This window comes from Ensifer sp. SSB1, from assembly GCF_016652895.1.
In the GTDB taxonomy this organism is placed as follows: Bacteria; Pseudomonadota; Alphaproteobacteria; order Rhizobiales; family Rhizobiaceae; genus Ensifer.
In genome coordinates, this window is the sequence record NZ_JAEPRP010000069.1 from 1 (window position 1) to 15,131 (window position 15,131).

Sequence of the window (15,131 nt, forward strand, 5' to 3'; positions counted from 1 at the left end):
GCCACCCCGCAGGTTTTTGGTCAGGTCAGGGAACCGTCGGAAGCCCCAAGCAGCGCCCTTACCTCTTCGCCGGTCATGACACCGGCATCCTTCAGTCGTTCGGCAATGCCATTCAAATCGTCACACCGTTTGCCCAGCAGCTTGCGTGCCATGGCCTCAGCTCCCATCAGGCGGTCGTTGACCCGCTCCGCAAGCTGTCTGTCGAGACTAAGCTCGTTGATGCTTCCAGCTGCGGACCGATAGAGCAGCGGCTGATGGCTGGAGAAGCCAAGCCGGGTTTCGGCGGCGACCGCGTGCTCGGTTGCCCGGGCCAGATCACTGTTATCGTATCCGCCGGCGCCGGCCACGGCGTCGCCAAAGATCAACAACTCGGCTGTCCGTCCGGCCAACATGCAAGCGATGCTGCGCATCAGCCAATTCTGCGTCTGCTGGAGATGGTGATGCTGTCGGCTGATCACCTGCCCCATCCCTCCAACCCCAATACTGACAGTGATGACCTCGGCGACCTCCAGGTCACAGAAGGCGATCGCATGTCCAGCTTCATGGATGGCGGTCCGCCAGCGCATATCATCAGACAGCTTCATGTGATCAGCGAGCAAGGCTTGCTCGAGGTCGTCCCAGGTCAGCGACCTGCGCTGCCTCCGCGTCTTGCGTCGAACCTCACGAACCAAGCGCTCGATATCGGCTCCGGTGCTTCCGGTTGCAAGTAAGGCCAGTCGTCGAAGAGCGGGATTCTGCTCAGGTGTGATCGTTTCGACGATGTCAGACATGGTTCGATACTCCTCGATTGAAATGGTCGATCCCGTCCACGTCACTCCCAACAGCCTGATGGTCTCGCTCCGCTTCGATCGTCTTGAACTTCTCCGGCGGAGCAGAAGCCACAACACCCGAAAGGTCGTTTCCAAGATGATGAGCGAGGATGCCGGTCAACGCCGCGATATCCGGAAGGGGAATGGCGACGTGCTTTTCCAGGCGACCCGACCGCAACAGCGCCGGATCAATCCTGTCCGGCAAGTTCGTCGCTGCAACGACGACGACACCATCGGTTTTCGAGGTGCCGTCGAGAAGCTCGAGCAGACGGTTGATCAGCGAGCGCCAGTAGTCGTCATGCTGCTCTCGCCTCCCTCCGCTGCGACTACCGATATTATCGATCTCGTCGATGAACAGGATCACGGGAGCGTTTTCCCGAGCCAGCTCAAAAGCCTTGGCCATGCGCTTGAGCACGTCGCCGAGATAGCCGGGTTCGAGCCAGGACGCGACGGACGTCACCAGCAGAGGAATTTGCAGCGTATTGCAAAGCGCCCGGGCATAGGTGGTCTTGCCCGTGCCCGGTGGCCCGGACAGGAGAAGCTTGGTACTCATCTCGCCCCAGGCCAGTCCGCCGTCACGCCATAGCTGAAGGTCTGCCTTCAGGTCGAGCGCCCAATCATGCGCCTCCCCGTAACCGGCAAGGGCCTCGATCCGTAGCTGGTGCAACCAGCTGTGTTCCGGATTGGACGGCTCAACGGATGCGCTGCCGCTGCCCTCCTTATCAGTGGCCTCCGCGGGTTTCTCCGGTTGAACGACATCAATCCCGTCCACGGATTTTGGTGAGTCATCATCGTCCTTGATCAAGAATCGGCTCTTGACTTTCGGTCGCCCCGACCGATCACTAAAGCGCCCGGTGCCGCGGCCATCGTCATCCTCATCGTCCGACTTGCCGGCGGAGCGCGCCCGTTCGCCAAGCACTTCAAGGATCGCCAGGATGTGTTCGAGACCGCGCCCAGGACGAACAGTCAGCGCCAACATGTCGATGGAAATTCCCTGAAGATCGAGCTTCATGTCTTCCATCAGTCGCAGCGATTGTTTTGGCGCTATACCGCAGCAAACATGCAGAAGCTCCGCGAGCAGTTCATGATCGAGGCCATCGCATTCAAGCACGAGATCGGGCGTCATCGAGACAAATGGAGGAAGCCTGCCCTTCGTCTCGTCGGCAACGATCACCGGAACGGTGCGCTCAAGCAGCACGTCTGCGAGAAAACGGCTCAACGAGCGTTCGACCGCCTTTGGCACATCACTGCCGGCGAGCGTCTTGATCGTTTTTCGAGCCTTGCCGCGGCGACGCTCCCCGTAGCCGTCCGAGAGCGGGCTGCTGCGATGGACATCTTCGAGTTTTGTCCAATACGGAAGGATGAGACCATCTTCCAGCATCAGACCGAACCGACGTTCAAAGCGACCAACCGGCGCCTTGATCAACACGAACGCTCCGCGATTACGGATCACAGAAGAGAGCGCAGACGTGTCGGGTACGCTTAAACCGATAGCGCGTGCGAGTAGCAGTGCGACAGAGACATGCGCAACACCCGGAGCAGGCAATTGTTCACGCAATAGCGCCAGAAAGTCGCGAGGCAGTGGTAGCAGCGTTTTGGCCGGACTGGGGTCCGCGCCGGTTTTCAACCGGCGACGTGCAGCGGCGAGGTTTTCATGATCGGTCCGCTCCCTCGGGGCCGTGCGGGCATTTGCATCGGTCGGCCCGCCGTTGAAGTCCAGGTTAAGCACGTCAAGCTCCGTCGTCTTGCGCGGTACCTTTCCAAGACGTCGTACGACCTCGTCGCGCGCCTTTCTCGGATCAGTCTGAAGAAGATGCAGCGATTGCTCGGGGACTCGCCAGACAGTGCCGCACTTCTCGTCGCCGGGAACAAGGAAGTCCGCCTCCAGCAATCCGGCCACCGCCGCACTCTCATAGAGATCGAGGATGGCAAGCCGACGGATACGAGCCAGCAGATATCGGGTGATGCGATCCGTGAGACTCTCCATCAAAGACCCTCCTCGTTTTCGGCAATCTGGTCCGACCTCAGTTGCGACGCGCCATGCTGAAGATTGCGATTGCCCTCAAGCCAGTCGCGCAGCATCAGCGCTGTCGGATCGCCGCTCGCGCATAATGTGAGGAGCTGCTCTCGGAAGATTTTCGGGACGCTGGCCATGGCAATGCCCTTGCGCTTGGCAAAGCCGATCACGACCTGGGCGACGATCGCGGGATCGGGCAACCGGTCAGCTGCCGGTGCACACATCGCCATCGCTTGAGGAATGGCCTGCGACATCGATGGCGAGCTGCGGTTTGCGGTGGCTTGCAGCTTAGCCAACCTTCTCTGTCGATCAGTCAGCAGAGGCTGATCCACAGTTTTACGGGGAAAGGGGATGATGGTGGTGGTGTCGTCGTGGGGCATGCCACGGGTCTCCTGTCGTCGAACGTGCTGGTTTGGCGCGATCGAATGAAACGGATAGCGGAAAGGAAGAACGGCGGCCTTGTCACCCGGCGCCGGCGCGCGGCATTCGGGCGAAGCCAACCCGAATATGACCTCGGGCTGGTGGCTGCCCGTTCTCTTCGATCAAACCAGCGCCCATATCGGGCGCGCCGCCCTGGTTCGGGCTCGCGCCCTCTCCCGAAGGATGGGCCGGAACGCGTGCCGCCTTCAAACCAGCAAGGGTATGGCGTGCCTGCGTCCAGTTCTCGTTGATCCGGGCGTGGAAACGTTCCCGCAACAGCCCGATGGCTTTGCCGGCGCCGGTAACCTCGACAAGATGATCGAGATGGCCGAGCGGCCAGACGCCTCCTGGAATGTCGGAGCGCTGGTTTTCGGCATTGAGGATGACGACACGCACCTCGTCGGCCACCAGACGGTGATGCTCCCTGTAGAGAAGGTCGGGAGCGATCAGCGCCGCCGCCAGCATGCGGCTTTTCAACTCGTTGATGCGCGCAACCTCGTAAGAACCGAGGCTGCGCTTGACGTCAACGACATGCGCGAGCTTCGTACGCCGGTTCACGGTGATCAGGTCAGGCGTATAGCTTTTGCGCCCTCCGGTTTCGGCGTCGAGCGTCAGCGATCGATAGTGTTTGGGGTCGTTCTTCTCAACCAGTTCGAGCGCCGCTTTCGTCACCGGCAGCCGCACGTTCTGTGTCAGAACCGCCAGATCGGGATTTAGCTCGGCGATCATGGCGATGCCGCGCTCAAGCAGCCGTCCTTCCTGGATGGGAATGGCACGCAGGATTGCGGCTGCTTCGGAGACGCCGCCTGCGAGCGCCTTGGATAGGGCTTCGGCGGAGAAGGGTTGCGACGCCAGTTCGTCGATCAGGATGGCGAAGCTCGGCTCGAGGGCGTCGAGATCGACGAATTGCGAATAGGTTGGCGCGACAGACACGCCGGACTGAATGGTTGTCATGGTATTGCTCCTGCTGACGGCAACGATCGGCCAAACTCCAGGCGCACGGCGTCCGAGGCGGAAATGATTTCCGCATCCGGGCGTCGGCTGGCTTCGACAGAAGCCTTGCCCCTAGTTCAGGCAATCGCCTTGATGAGATCAGGCGAACATCGGCCCGAAGACGCGCGCCGATGTGCATGATCGGGGCCGAGGCTGTACGAACTCATCAACAGGAGCAGGAAGTGGAAGAGCTTTCCCGTGGGAAGCGAAGCATGTAAAGGTCGACATAGCCCAAGGCCTTTCACTAGAAGGTTGCGGGTCAGGCCCTCGTTCGGTGTTCCAGCACCGGCGGGGGTCGCTAAGTATCTGCAGACGTTCAATTTCTGCTTACCTTGTCGACATAGCCCGGAGTTCGATGTCCGGCAAGCCGGTAAGAACGCATCCGGAACACGGGAGCTCCGGCATGGTTAACGGAGCACGCGGATACCGCCCCCGAAACGCAAAAGCCCCGCCGGAGCGGGGCCATGGTCGTCACCTTCGCGGGAGCGTTCAGGCCGCGGCGACCGATTCCGCACGCCGGCTCTCGCGAGGGTCGCGTGGTCGCGATGACGTTGTCGTCGCTCCATTGAGCACGCTGCTGATGCGAGCGAGCGTTACTTCCCGCTCCTTCTGCGCCCGGTCCTCGAATTCGACCGCGTCCCCTTCAGCCGTCGCCAAGTCCTCATCTGCCGAAACCAGCGGCTCTCCGTGCACCACGAAGCGCATGAGCGGAACGACCTCATCCCGAAGCCAGTCGACGAATCCCGTCCGATCCGGCCAATCGTCCGCTCCGCCCATCCGGTGCAGCAACACCTGCACCTTTCGCCATGCGCTGCCCTCGGGCAGGCGTGCCGGCCGCCAATTCATGCTCTGGACCATCTCGGCTTTCATGGGCGCTGCGATGCTGTTGAGCAGGTCATGCGCATGCCGGCAATCATAGATGATCGCGTCCTGGAGCTGGCCCTTCTTCACAGCCCTCCCCTTGGCGAGCGGTTCCATTGCTACCTCCACTCGCTTGAGGACGGCAGCCATCAGACCGTGGAACTGGGCCATATCCTGCGATGTCTTGAGCTCGGCCGCCTTTCGCAGCCCGGCAATGCCGCCGACATTCAGTGCCTCGTCGGAGGAAGCGACCCTCTTCTTCGAGGCCACCCCGACCATCGCCTTGACCTGGGCGACTGTCAGTTGTTCGCCGGCCTCGATTGCCGCGACGACCGGTTCGACGTACTGCTGCTCGGCATAGGCCAGCACGAACAGAATGGTCGGAGCAACCGCGGCGGCCTCGAGGCGTTCCTTATAGTCCATCAGGTTGGTATGGACAGCGATGTAGTTGCGGCCAGTCTTCGGCGTGAACTTGCAGACCTCCTTGATCCACGCACCGAGCTCCTTTTCCGGGAGGATGGATTTCGCGCGAGAGAGGTAGTCTCCGACCTCGTAGGCCTGCGCCGTTGTCCGGCGTCCGAGCGAGCGGAAGGCATCCCCCAGCCGCTTCAGCTCGTCCTGCTGGGCGCGGCTCAGGGTCCGCCCCTGCTTGGTCTCGGCAATCGACTGCCTCTTCTTATGAGTGTATTTCGCCATTCGTTTTCTGTCTCCATTTTCATCCGGTCTTCATCAAAGACCGTGAGATAATGGTGACACGAATTTCGAAAACGTGTTACAACCGAGATTGTCAACACCATGTAATTTAACGGTTTTTCTCTATATATAAGAGATTTCCGCCATTTGCCGCGCTGGATTCTTCAATGAATTCAACGCGGCAAAATTTTTTAGTTTGCATTTTAATTACGCGATTACTAATTCAATTTTTGATTGATTCTAATTCTCTCACGCCGCAGATTTCTTGGTTCGTGCCGGTCGGGAAGAATGCGTACGGACTGACTCGATCGGTCGGATCGGATGAGCCTTCAGATGCGCGGTCGGCAGAGGCAATGTTGACAGCGCATCGGCCATGACACGCAGCCGCGCGGGATCGGTGTAACGTCCCTCATTCACACCCTCGTTGGTGTGCCCCAGGATGTCCTTTCGGTACTCCTCCCGAATGCCGGCCTGCTTCATTTCATTGTTGCACCAATGGCGCAGCGAATGCAGAACCTTCCCATCATCCTTGGCCTTGGGCAGCGCCGTCGATCGTATTTTTTGCCAGCTGTCATCAAACACGTCACCCATCGGCGTCGTCGGGGATGCAGCCTTCAGTTCGGGGAACAACAGGACGTGACCGAGGTTGCGAAGCTCATCAACATATTCAAGGAATCCGAGGCGAAGCAGCTCTGGATGGATAGGCACGCGCCGCTTCGATTGAGCGTTTTTCAGCTTGCGGACGGAGTTTTCCTCAATGCGGATGCACGGAAGCTCAAAATGGGTCTCGACCTCATCGAGGAGCAAGCCACACATCTCTTCACGGCGGGCTCCGATATAGATCGCCAGCAACGGAACCCAATAGGCGGCGTCATGGAAGATTTCTTGTCCACCAGCGAAGCGCTCATCGAAGCTGGTCGAACCTTCCCACACGGGAAGCGAAAAGATGGTCTGGAGTTCCCCGGTTGAGAAGCGTCCACGCTCGTTTCTGACGTCACCCTTCCTTTTGGTTCTCAGGCCAGAAACACCCTCGAAATTACCGAATGGAAATCCGGCGTGTTTGCAGATGTCCACGATGTTGCCCATCTGAGTCATGTAGCGATTTATCGTCGCGGGCGACAAGCCAACCTCCTCGGGCGGCAACGTCGTGGCACGAGCCAGTAGCCCGCTCAGGGGAATGACATGGTCGTTCGGCGACTTTCCGTGATTTTTCGGAAGCTTGAACAACATGCTTCGGAATTCCGAAATGTTGCGCTGCCTCAAGCGTGCCGGCTGGTCGTGTCCGACGAATCGGACAAACAACTTGGCAATACTCACGTGCTGCTTGACCATGTTGTGTCGCCATTCTTTGGTCGCGACCCGTTCCTCCGCTGCCAGTTGAACGATTTCGACAAGTCCCTTGTCCGAATCCTGCAGTTCCAGTTCCGCTTCATCCTCGTCGTCGAGATCGAATTCGTCCTCCGTTTCCACCGGAGGAACCGCAACCGCGGTCGCACGAACCGGCGCAGGCACTTTCTCAGGCGGCGTCCCCGGTTGTGAAAACGATGGTGCTGTTCGGTTCGCAAATGGCACTGGCGACGTTTGCTGCGAAATGGCCTGAGGCGGCGTAGTATGGGATGCAGGTGACGTGACGGCCTCTCCGGCGAGCGCCGCGTTCAGGAGGGCGATATCGTCAGGTCGGACGCCGGACCATCGCCGTTCGGTATTGAGCAACGCTGCCGACATACCGCGCAAGCAGAGTTGCTCTGCCTGGAGGATGTGCGCCTCCGCCGGCGCGATGTTGTGGTCCTTGAGGATGGTCTCCAGTTGGCGGCGACCAATTTGACCAAAGCCATTGTTGCCGAGGAACGCCATTGTCTCACGAATGCCCTGGATCATCTCGTCATCAAGGCCGGCAGCGCGTATTTCGCGCTCTTCGTCGGGACCAACCCTTGCATTGATCCCCTGGGCGGCGAAAAGGCGAAACGCCCAGCCGGTCCGAATTTCCGTTGACCGCTTGCTTGCGGCGTCGACGCGTGCCCCCGAACCGGCCGCCATCATCGCATCCAGATGGAAGCTGTGCTGCTTGGCGGCCTGAATGAGGATTTTCTTTGCGTCTTCCGGCGATATCATCTTGTGTCTCAGGCTGGGCAGGAGACGATGGCTGGCAAGTGTCACCTCCGGGGCGACGACCCGCGCCCGTTCCAGTTCCTTGGTGTGCAGGCTGATTTCGAGCCTCACCCAAGCATGAACACCTGTTCCAAGTGGTAAACGTCGCCGCCACCAGTAGACCGAACCGCGCTTGTAGACGTGTTGAATCGTTGCCATGCTAAACCCTTTCCTAAGAGGGTGAGCAGGACGTGGTTCGCCTTCCTGTAAGACAGCTGTGTACGACAGTCGTGTAAGACAGTCCTGTACGACAATGCCCCGAATTCGATTCCCAGCTAACTCGGAAGTGCTGAGAAACCGTGATTCTGGCTTGAAAAGGGAAACTTGGCTGGGGCGCCAGGATTCGAACCTGGGAATGCCGGTACCAAAAACCGGTGCCTTACCGCTTGGCGACGCCCCAACAGAGCTGACGGAAAAGATGTCCGCCAAATCGAGCGCCTGATTACCAAAGCTCGCCGCCCGTCACAATCACTAAGTTGGCACCAAGTTGAAATTTCGGCGGATTTGTTGATGCCTTGTGCAAAAGGCGCTCCGGCTCCTCAAACGCGGCAAGCGCATACGCCCTTCCCTTCCCTGAAAGCACCTCCTATTGTCCCGGCAAATGGAGAACCTCATGAGCCAGTTTCGCGCCCGCCCCCCTGCCGTTCCGAGCGTGCTCGTCGATGACGCCGTCGTCAGGGTCACCCGCTGGGATTTCGAGCCCGGCGCCGACACCGGGCACCATGTCCACGGTCTCGGCTATGTCGTCGTGCCGATGACGGATTGCCAGTTCCTGCTCGAGGAGGAAGGCGGCAGCCGGCGGGTCGATATCGCCAAGGGTGCTGCATACCGCCGCGAGGCCGGTGTGGCACACAATGTCGTCAATGCCGGCAGCGAGCCGATGTCGTTCATCGAGATCGAGTACAAGTGAAGGCCAGGAAGAGACGCATGCAGGGGCCAGACTTCGATCTCGAATTCAAGCCGGCCCATGGCGAGGCCGTGACGGTCGCAGACGATGTGCAGCGCATCACCGTCAACAATCCCGGCCCCTTCACCTTCCACGGTACCAACAGCTATATCGTCGGAAAGCGTTCCGTTGTCGTAATTGATCCGGGGCCGGACGACGAGGCGCATTTTCAGGCGCTGATGGGCGCCCTTGCCGGTCGCGAGGTCACTCACATCGCCGTCAGCCATACCCATCGCGACCACTCGCCGCTTGCGCGCCGGCTGAAGGCTGCGACCGGGGCGCTGATCATTGGCGAAGGGCCACACCGCTCTGCCCGCCCCTTGCATGCGGGCGAGACCAATCCCTTCGCCGAGAGTTCGGACATGGAGTTCGCCCCCGATCTCATACTTGCAGACGGCGGGCGCATCGAAGGTGATGGCTGGAGCCTGACGGGCCTGACCACGCCCGGCCACACGGCCAACCACATGGCTTTCGCGCTCGACGGCACCGGCATCCTCTTTTCCGCCGATCACGTCATGGCCTGGGCGACGACGATCGTCGCGCCGCCGGATGGCGCAATGGCGGATTACATGGCCTCGCTCGAAAAGCTGCTTACCCGCGACGACCATCTCTATCTGCCGGGCCACGGCGGGCCGGTGACCGAGACGTTGTCCTTCCTTCGGGGTCTGCGCGCTCACCGCAAGATGCGCGAGCGCGCCGTGCTTGAACGCATCCGTGCCGGCGACAGCCGGATTCCCGATATGGTCAAGGTCATCTATGCCACCACCGACGTCCGGCTGCATGGAGCAGCTGCGCTCTCGGTGCTTGCCCATCTCGAAGACCTGATCGAGCAAGGGCGAGTCGAGACCGAGGGGCCACCCTCGCTGCTCGGCGCCTACCGGCTGACGCCGGGCGGAGCCGGCTGACCATGCGGCGCGGCGCCTACAGCTATCGCAACGATGCCTCGGTGCCCGCCTTTGCCGACGACAAGCCCGTGGTGGTCTTCGACGGCGAATGCATCTTCTGTTCCGGCTGGGTGCGTTTCCTGCTTCGCCGCGATCGGTGGGCGCAATATCGCTATCTCACGGCACAGTCGCCGCTTGGCCAGGCGCTCTATCGGCACTACGGGCTCGACGCCGTCAGCTTCGAAAGCAACATGCTGATCGAGGATGGCGTCGCGCGCTTCAAATCCGACGGATCGATCCGGACGCTGGCGCGGCTGGGCCTGCCATGGTCGCTCGTAAACCTCTGCCGTATCCTGCCGGCTATCCTTCGCGACCCACTTTATGATCTCGTCGCGAGAAACCGCTATCGCATCGCCGGACGACGCCAGAGCTGCATGGTGCCAACGCCGGAAGAGCGCGGGCGCTTCATCGCATGAAGACGGAAAGCAGCCAGCGGCAGAGCCTCTATCGGCAGATCCTCGGGTGCGACTGGGATCGCCTGCCCGGCTCGATCCGCGCCCTGCATGAGACGTCGGAGGGGCATGCCATCTTTCGCGGGCGCGCTGTTGTCGAGCGGGGCGGATCTGTACGGGCTCGTCTTATCGCCTCTGTCCTCGGCTTTCCCGCCGCTGCGACGGGTGTGCCAGTCGAAATCCACTTTGCATGCCGGAATGGCCGGGAGGTCTGGACCCGGCGCTTCGGCGAGAAGGTCCTGCACAGCACGCAGCACAGGGTAGAGAGATCGAACGAACAGTGGCTGGCGGAGGAGTTCGGACCGTTCCGCATCCTGTGCGCTTTGGAGCCCACAGAAAGCCGGCTGCATCTGTCGGTTCGCGCCTGGTCCTTCCTCGGCCTTCCTCTTCCCCTGGTGCTTGCGCCGGGCGGCCGCACATTCGAGGAGGATCGCGATGGTCTGTTTCACTTCCATGTGGAGGTCGAAAGCCCGCTGACCGGCCTGATCGTGCGCTATCGAGGCTGGCTGCGACCAGCGAACGAGCCGTCGTCGTCGCGCACCGCCGCGCCGGAAGCCGAAGCCGCCAATGATTTTGCTCGTCGGGGTGCCCTCATAGACGACTGACGCCTTCTGGCGTGCCGATCAATCGCCGGCAATACCGAGCAACTCGGCATCGAGCGACCGCAGGAACTGATCGGCGAAGGCGGCGCCCATGCCGAGGTCATGCGGCCCGTAACGGGAGGCGACGCGCAAATCGACGAAAGTCGTCTCGGCCTCTTCGCGCAGCCGGATCAACACATCGAAGCGGAAGCCGGCAATCAGCGTGCGCCACTCGCCCTGGAGCACGACGTCGCTGGCGCGACGTCCCGCGATTGCCCCTTCGAGTGAGAGTTCCGGCCGGGCCGCCGGCACGGGCACGTTTTCCGGCTCGGCGTTCGTGTCTGCCCCGGCATTCTGCCGAACGGCCAGATCTTCGAGATCGGCGCGGGCATTTTCGACGCCAAGCTCTTCGGTGATGCCGACGCGGTTCTGTTCGATGACGGTGCGCACGCCCTGGTAAACACGGTCGAGCGCGCCATCGTAGCGTCGGCCGGTGAGCCCCGGATAGGCAAGGATCTGCGCTTCCCTGTCCTCAGGCGTCACGGCATCCTTGCGTTTCAACCAGCTCTGTTCGGTCTGCGGCACCTTGAGCCATGGCGGCGGCGTCACCGTATCGGTGCTGACATCGTAGATCGCCGGACGGGTGAAATACTGCACGGCGCCGAAGCCAATGAAACCAAGCGCCGGCGCCGCATAGACAAGCGCCGCAGCGGACGCGAGGCCACCGATCGCAGCGACCTGCCAGAGCCGCGCAAGACCCACGACGGCAAGCAATACGCCAAGCAGCGCGAAAATGCCCGACAGACCGACAAGAGCCAGGAAGTGCGGTGTCGTCAGCGGTCCGAAGCGGTGCGCCAGCAGCGAGAGCGCGAACAGCAAGAAAGAAATACGGGCGAAGCGACGCGCCCAGTGGGCGGCGTAGGAATAAGGGCGCTCGTACCGGACCATCATGTAGTTGAATCAATCCCCTGCCGCGAAACAGACCGCATTCTTAGACCATGCCCCTTGCCGTGGAAACAGGCAATGCGCCAGTCTGCCGCCGGGCCGCAGGCCACGCCGGAGGCTTCGCCGCAAATTCGCCATTCTCGTTAACCACCTATCAACGCATAGGAATGTGCCCGCGCGCCCAGGAATCGGCCGGCACGCGGAGTTTCAATCGGAGGCAACAGCCGCGCACGGCTTCATGCAAGAGTGCACGGCGATCGACGGAGAACCGACATGGGCGCATCGCAGGCAGCCGTGGTCAATGCCACCCCTACCCCTCTTCCCCCGGGCGACGGCGGCATTCCAATGGGGCTCCTCGAGCTCGAACTCTCCCTCGATGGCTTTTCCGGAAACAAGGAAGATTTCACCGGGTTTGTCCGCACCGTTGCCGACAGCGCCGGCGGCGAGTTTCTCTTTGCCCTGCCTGCTTCGGAACTGATCGAGGATTGCCTGAGCATCGCCGTGCTAAGGCTCGGCGAGCAGGACAGCGAGCCATCGATCCTGTTTGCCTGTCTCGATGAGCAGGGCGCGACCATCCGCATCGAGCACCCGGGCGATGACACGCGGGATCTCGAGCGCTTCGCCGAGTCCTTCGTCGGTGTGCTGGAGCGCATCGATCGCGACAGACCGGCCGCAGCGTAAGCTGACTTCCATCCAAAGACCGATCCGTCGACACTCCGAGACGGTTCGGCGACTGTTCTCCCGCAGCCTCGCGTCAGTGCGGGCGCGTTGATTGCTTAGCCACGCTCCCGAAAATCAGTTTTCAGGACGACTTCAGATAATCGTCCGGCATCGCCTACGCGCGACCACGGGCCTGCCACGGAATTGGCGCGGTCCGCTTCGATTTCCGGCGCAACTCCCTATATTAATTGCGATTCGAGAAATGAATCCGCAGACGGCGCGCGCCGGCTCTCTGGAGGCACGAAGACCATGACGACCCGATTGACCATCCTAGTCGCAGCCGCGCTGCTGCTGACGGCGTGCCAGACGATGACGCCTGAGGAACGGCGCGTCGCCGATGGCAACACCTGCGCTTCCTACGGCTTCCGCCGCGGCACTGACGCCTTTGCCACCTGCCTGCAACGCATCGAGCTCGACCGGCGCGCTGAATCGCGCGCCTTCCGCTACCAGAACGACATGATGATGTGGGGCTGGGACCGCCCCGTCGTCATCATGCGCTGACGCTCGTTCAACCGAGGCGGCCAGTCGTGTCACGACGCGGCAACCGGCGCATCAACGCGACCCGGGCGCAACGACCCGGGTCGCCAAGGAAGGCTAAAGACGGAAGGTTTTCACCGCGTTCCCCCGTTCCAGCTCCTTGCTCGCCATGAACAGGGCTGCCTTTTCCTGCTGCTCGTGCCCGGCGGCAATGAGGTCCAGGATGGCCTGAAGTCTGCGGATTGCAGTTGCCTTGTTGCGGTGCTGCGACCGCTCTTCCCGGCAGACCACCGTGTGGCCCGTGGGTATATGGGTCGCCCGCACCGCGCTGCCGGTGGTGTTCTGATGCTGGCCACCGGGGCCGCCGGCCCTCAGGGTTTCGAAGCGCAAATCCCCCAGTGCAATCGTCGGAACGACGCCCGCACCGGAAAGATCCACTTGCCGGACACCCACAAACCAGTTTTGCCGTTGATGTCCCTTTCTGACCGGACTCTTGAAGACAAAACGGATCGTCCCGCAATGGGCTTTTGTCACCTCTTCGGATCGATTGCCTGCCATCGTGACGATCGCCGATTTTGGGCCGAAGGCGTCCGGTTGCCCGCCAACGACCAGGTCAAAGACGCAACCGTTGGCCTTGGCCTCCTTGCGCAAAATGTCGATCAGCGCGGCAACGGCGATGCGGCATTCCACCGGGCCGTTGCCGGAGGTCAGGAAGAGCGTCACCTCACCCATGGCGCATCCTCCTGATCGTCGTCCGCTCCCACTTGGCCTTCTGCGGCCGTCGTTCCTGCGGTTGCGCGTTCTTGTAGGTGACGAGTGGCTTCATCGCCGCAACCGGACGCACGAGCCCGAACGCCTCAAGGTCGGCGACAACCTTCGCCGCATCCTTGTAGGCGCCTGCCGCTTCCTCGATCAGCAGGTTGCGATCCTCGCAGATCGCGACGCCGCCCCAGGCGTTGACGCGCAAGGCATCACGCTCGGAACGATTGGTCCCCACCCGACCGTGCATGGCCTTGCGGTCGTATTTGCGCCCGGCACCATGGGAGATGCCCCAATGCGATCGCTGCGCGCCGGCGAGCGCCTGCACCAGATAGCTTCGCGTCGCGCGCGAACCGGCGACCGGAGCAACGACACCGGCGCCGACAGCGGCCGCACCCTTGTAGTGCAGGAAGCCGGACGCCGTGGTCCGGACAAGATTGTGCGGAACATCGGCGATGAGCGACAGGTCGGCACGAAGCGCCCGTGCCGCGCGCTCGGCAACCATTTGCCGGTTGAGTGACGCCCATCGAACGCATTCACCGCTCCTGGCGAGCCATTCGACGGCTGCATCCGAGCCGGCAGCCAAGCCGTCTCGCAGGTGTTCATCTCCGCCGAGCGTCTGACCGAAAAGCTCTGCACCGAGCGAACGCGAGCCGGAATGAACCAGCAGGTAGAGTTTCTGCCTGTCGGCGACGCCCTCCAACTCGCTCTCGAACATTTCGTCCACCGCCTGCAGCTCGCAGAAATGATTGCCGCCACCGATCGTGCCGAGAGATTGCGGGCGCATATCGGGCGCAAGATCGTGCTCCACAAGGCGGGTCGTGATATCGCCGAGATCGATCTGTTCCAGCCTGCGCAATTGCTCGGCCGCCTTCTCCACCCTGAACTTGCGCAGCGGCAACGAGAGTTCGAAGAACGACATGCCACAGCCGATGTCGTTGCCGATCAGTTGCGGGTAGAGCCGCTGCGAGAGCGCGACTATGCCGACGGGGCCATACTTGCCCGGGTGCAGATCAGGAAAGCCGGCGACAGAGATCATGCCGGGGAGACCGGCGATCTCCTCCAGTTGTTGAACTGCCGCGCCTTCGATCCAGCTGCCGGCAGTGAAGTAATGCGTGACGGCCGCCTTGCGCGCACCATCATCGCCTTCAGGGACGACGTCCCCGGAAGAATGATTGCCCATGAAAAATAATCCAGAACAGGGTCAAACAGCCGGCACACCGCAGCTCCGCGCGTCTCTCAATCGCGCTCAGGTCGCTGCAATACTTTAGATTTTCCGCGTAGCCGGCAGGACGGGCTCTCTCAGCGCATCAACGCTGATCGGCCGCGAAGCCCCAAGGGGCGTGTGGAAACGCACTGCGTCATT

Annotated in this window: 15 protein-coding genes and 1 tRNA gene; 6 read left to right on the forward strand and 10 right to left on the reverse strand. The window is 61.6% G+C overall.

Annotated elements, in window-relative coordinates:
• Positions 1-20: 20 nt before the first annotated feature.
• The 7 genes from I8N66_RS18090 to I8N66_RS18120 form a co-directional block, all read right to left on the reverse strand.
• Entirely contained in the window at positions 21-770 is a 750-nt protein-coding gene (locus I8N66_RS18090; protein WP_291156167.1) for an ATP-dependent Zn protease, read from the reverse strand.
• A complete protein-coding gene (locus I8N66_RS18095; RefSeq protein ID WP_291156171.1) occupies positions 763-2,796 on the reverse strand; it encodes an ATP-binding protein in 2,034 nt (677 codons plus the stop codon). The genes I8N66_RS18090 and I8N66_RS18095 overlap by 8 nt, the downstream gene beginning before the upstream one ends.
• Positions 2,796-3,206, reverse strand: a complete 411-nt coding sequence (locus tag I8N66_RS18100) for a hypothetical protein (protein WP_291156175.1) — start codon at positions 3,204-3,206, stop codon at positions 2,796-2,798. The genes I8N66_RS18095 and I8N66_RS18100 overlap by 1 nt, the downstream gene beginning before the upstream one ends.
• 82 nt (positions 3,207-3,288) lie before the next feature.
• Complete coding sequence (locus I8N66_RS18105) at positions 3,289-4,200, reverse strand: hypothetical protein (protein ID WP_291156179.1); 912 nt, start codon at positions 4,198-4,200, stop codon at positions 3,289-3,291.
• A gap of 528 nt (positions 4,201-4,728) precedes the next feature.
• Complete coding sequence (locus tag I8N66_RS18110) at positions 4,729-5,796, reverse strand: hypothetical protein (protein ID WP_291156182.1); 1,068 nt, start codon at positions 5,794-5,796, stop codon at positions 4,729-4,731.
• A gap of 246 nt (positions 5,797-6,042) precedes the next feature.
• A complete protein-coding gene (locus I8N66_RS18115) occupies positions 6,043-8,100 on the reverse strand; it encodes a site-specific integrase (protein ID WP_291156185.1) in 2,058 nt (685 codons plus the stop codon).
• 166 nt (positions 8,101-8,266) lie between these two features.
• Positions 8,267-8,341 (reverse strand) — tRNA-Gln (locus I8N66_RS18120).
• A 213-nt stretch (positions 8,342-8,554) separates the two neighbouring features.
• Here I8N66_RS18120 and I8N66_RS18125 point away from each other — a divergent pair.
• From I8N66_RS18125 to I8N66_RS18140, 4 genes are read left to right on the forward strand one after another with little or no spacing between them, the layout of a single operon-like run.
• The gene (locus I8N66_RS18125; protein WP_113537945.1) at positions 8,555-8,851 is read left to right on the forward strand and encodes a cupin domain-containing protein; all 297 of its coding nucleotides are present in this window, start codon (positions 8,555-8,557) and stop codon (positions 8,849-8,851) included.
• 17 nt (positions 8,852-8,868) lie between these two features.
• A complete protein-coding gene (locus I8N66_RS18130; protein WP_291156189.1) occupies positions 8,869-9,792 on the forward strand; it encodes an MBL fold metallo-hydrolase in 924 nt (307 codons plus the stop codon).
• A 2-nt stretch (positions 9,793-9,794) separates the two neighbouring features.
• Entirely contained in the window at positions 9,795-10,247 is a 453-nt protein-coding gene (locus tag I8N66_RS18135) for a DCC1-like thiol-disulfide oxidoreductase family protein (protein ID WP_113537947.1), read from the forward strand.
• Positions 10,244-10,888 carry a DUF4166 domain-containing protein gene (locus I8N66_RS18140; protein WP_291156193.1) on the forward strand — a complete coding sequence of 215 codons (645 nt, stop codon included), beginning with the start codon at positions 10,244-10,246 and terminating at the stop codon, positions 10,886-10,888. Before I8N66_RS18135 ends, I8N66_RS18140 begins: the two co-directional genes overlap by 4 nt.
• An 18-nt stretch (positions 10,889-10,906) precedes the next feature.
• On the opposite strand, the gene I8N66_RS18145 is transcribed toward I8N66_RS18140, so the two are convergent.
• On the reverse strand, positions 10,907-11,815 hold the full coding sequence (locus I8N66_RS18145; RefSeq protein ID WP_113537949.1) for a DUF1499 domain-containing protein: 909 nt from the start codon (positions 11,813-11,815) through the stop codon (positions 10,907-10,909).
• Positions 11,816-12,082: 267 nt separating this feature from the next.
• Between I8N66_RS18145 and I8N66_RS18150 the strand changes: the two genes are divergently transcribed.
• Both I8N66_RS18150 and I8N66_RS18155 read left to right on the forward strand, forming a co-directional pair.
• Entirely contained in the window at positions 12,083-12,490 is a 408-nt protein-coding gene (locus I8N66_RS18150; protein WP_113537950.1) for a hypothetical protein, read from the forward strand.
• A gap of 288 nt (positions 12,491-12,778) precedes the next feature.
• A complete protein-coding gene (locus I8N66_RS18155) occupies positions 12,779-13,030 on the forward strand; it encodes a hypothetical protein (protein ID WP_113537951.1) in 252 nt (83 codons plus the stop codon).
• 93 nt (positions 13,031-13,123) lie between these two features.
• On the opposite strand, the gene prfH is transcribed toward I8N66_RS18155, so the two are convergent.
• A complete protein-coding gene (gene prfH / locus I8N66_RS18160; RefSeq protein WP_291156198.1) occupies positions 13,124-13,738 on the reverse strand; it encodes a peptide chain release factor H in 615 nt (204 codons plus the stop codon).
• A complete protein-coding gene (locus I8N66_RS18165) occupies positions 13,731-14,948 on the reverse strand; it encodes an RNA ligase RtcB family protein (RefSeq protein ID WP_291156201.1) in 1,218 nt (405 codons plus the stop codon). The genes prfH and I8N66_RS18165 overlap by 8 nt, the downstream gene beginning before the upstream one ends.
• Positions 14,949-15,131: the final 183 nt, after the last annotated feature.

Excerpts from the sequence above, each read along its gene's own strand:
- I8N66_RS18090 (WP_291156167.1), bottom strand. The coding sequence starts at position 770 with ATGTCTGACATCGTCGAAACGATCACACCTGAGCAGAATCCCGCTCTT.
- I8N66_RS18095 (WP_291156171.1), bottom strand. The coding sequence starts at position 2,796 with ATGGAGAGTCTCACGGATCGCATCACCCGATATCTGCTGGCTCGTATC.
- I8N66_RS18100 (WP_291156175.1), bottom strand. The coding sequence starts at position 3,206 with ATGCCCCACGACGACACCACCACCATCATCCCCTTTCCCCGTAAAACT.
- I8N66_RS18105 (WP_291156179.1), bottom strand. The coding sequence starts at position 4,200 with ATGACAACCATTCAGTCCGGCGTGTCTGTCGCGCCAACCTATTCGCAA.
- I8N66_RS18110 (WP_291156182.1), bottom strand. The coding sequence starts at position 5,796 with ATGGCGAAATACACTCATAAGAAGAGGCAGTCGATTGCCGAGACCAAG.
- I8N66_RS18115 (WP_291156185.1), bottom strand. The coding sequence starts at position 8,100 with ATGGCAACGATTCAACACGTCTACAAGCGCGGTTCGGTCTACTGGTGG.
- I8N66_RS18125 (WP_113537945.1), top strand. The coding sequence starts at position 8,555 with ATGAGCCAGTTTCGCGCCCGCCCCCCTGCCGTTCCGAGCGTGCTCGTC.
- I8N66_RS18130 (WP_291156189.1), top strand. The coding sequence starts at position 8,869 with ATGCAGGGGCCAGACTTCGATCTCGAATTCAAGCCGGCCCATGGCGAG.
- I8N66_RS18135 (WP_113537947.1), top strand. The coding sequence starts at position 9,795 with ATGCGGCGCGGCGCCTACAGCTATCGCAACGATGCCTCGGTGCCCGCC.
- I8N66_RS18140 (WP_291156193.1), top strand. The coding sequence starts at position 10,244 with ATGAAGACGGAAAGCAGCCAGCGGCAGAGCCTCTATCGGCAGATCCTC.
- I8N66_RS18145 (WP_113537949.1), bottom strand. The coding sequence starts at position 11,815 with ATGATGGTCCGGTACGAGCGCCCTTATTCCTACGCCGCCCACTGGGCG.
- I8N66_RS18150 (WP_113537950.1), top strand. The coding sequence starts at position 12,083 with ATGGGCGCATCGCAGGCAGCCGTGGTCAATGCCACCCCTACCCCTCTT.
- I8N66_RS18155 (WP_113537951.1), top strand. The coding sequence starts at position 12,779 with ATGACGACCCGATTGACCATCCTAGTCGCAGCCGCGCTGCTGCTGACG.
- prfH (WP_291156198.1), bottom strand. The coding sequence starts at position 13,738 with ATGGGTGAGGTGACGCTCTTCCTGACCTCCGGCAACGGCCCGGTGGAA.
- I8N66_RS18165 (WP_291156201.1), bottom strand. The coding sequence starts at position 14,948 with ATGGGCAATCATTCTTCCGGGGACGTCGTCCCTGAAGGCGATGATGGT.